General features: G+C 51.0%; 1 protein-coding gene. It reads right to left on the bottom strand.

The window, feature by feature from the left end; translation table 11 throughout:
• On the bottom strand, window positions 1-1,076 hold a 1,076-nt coding region (locus BQ7486_RS00565), incomplete at its 3' end, for a tyrosine-type recombinase/integrase (RefSeq protein WP_074008574.1).
• Between the last annotated feature and the right edge of the window lie 156 nt (window positions 1,077-1,232).

The following is a 1,232-nucleotide window of genomic DNA, read 5'->3' as shown; positions in this document are numbered from 1 at the left end:
TGAAAGATACTGGGAAAGAGGTAATCCTGTCCTTCATATTTGACTCTCGGCATGGTTTCCAGCAGCCTGACCGCAACGGAACTCAGAGGGGTCTTTCGGTCAAACGGCAAGCCTTCGGCCTTGACCTTCATGCGTGAACGCGGAATCAGGTGGATCCAGTTGCCGTCATCGTCCTTTTGGATTTCACTCCAAGTGGCCTCTCGAGCGGTAGAGTTTCTGGCTGCCGTCAGGATGGCAAAGGCCAAGCATCTGGCGGCAGGGCTCGAAAGGGTGTATTCCATGAGCATTTTGAAGAATGCCGGCATCTTTTGGACGGGGAGAGCCGGTTCGTGGCCGGTTTCCGGTCTGTTCAACGGCAGTAGGTCTCCAAGTTTTCCGCCGTGAATGCGCGCCGGGTTGATCATTGGCGGAATGATTTCTTGTCGGATTGCCCAGTCAATGGCATTCCTGGTGTCAGCAAGAATCTTTTCCGGGGTGTTGGTCATGGTCCGCCATTTTTCCGCCAGCGCGTCAGCAAACATCTCGGGCGTTAATTCAGCGGCCGGACACTGGCGCAGCGAGTCTGGAATGTGGTTTCTGAAATATCCTTGCCACACGCCGAGTCGAGGTTTCTTGTCATCTTTCCACCGGCCGCGTTTATTGTTGAATTCGACCCATTGAAACATGAGATTCTCATACGTCAGTTTTTGGGGAGAGGAGGCCTCTAAGAGTTGTTTGGAAGGGTCATCGCCCTTGAGGATGAGGTCTCGCCATTCTGCTGCCTTGGTGAATGCTTCTGAGAGTGAGATGTCCGGAAATTTTCCGATGGTGTAGGAGCGTTTTTGTTTTCGATCTTTGAGAACAAAATACTTGGCAAACGATCCGTCGGCGAGCTTCCGGACAGTCACGTAAAGCCCCGGCACAACGCCGCAGGCAGTGTCCTTTTCAAGGGTCTTCAGTCGTATCGCTGTGAGGCGTTCAGCTACTCTCATGCCGCTCTCCTGCGGGTTGGAGGCTATGCTCCCAAAAGTTCCGAAGAAAAAATGAAAAATTCCGAAGAAATCATACCCATTGGGAGCATAGTTGGGTGAAATCATTCGCGAGCTGGAGGGAGTTTGATATAGAACGACAGAGAACAACAGAGACTGACGGTAGGCAGTGTTTCCATTTAAATTCATCGTATTAGGTGAACAATGGAGACTGAGGGAGATTATCTGAGAATATCTGAAATTCGAATTATGGTAGGCCCAGTT

The sequence above is a fragment of the Duodenibacillus massiliensis genome, assembly GCF_900128485.1.
In the GTDB taxonomy this organism is placed as follows: Bacteria; Pseudomonadota; Gammaproteobacteria; order Burkholderiales; family Burkholderiaceae_F; genus Duodenibacillus; species Duodenibacillus massiliensis.
This window is presented reverse-complemented; position numbering and strand designations above follow the sequence as displayed.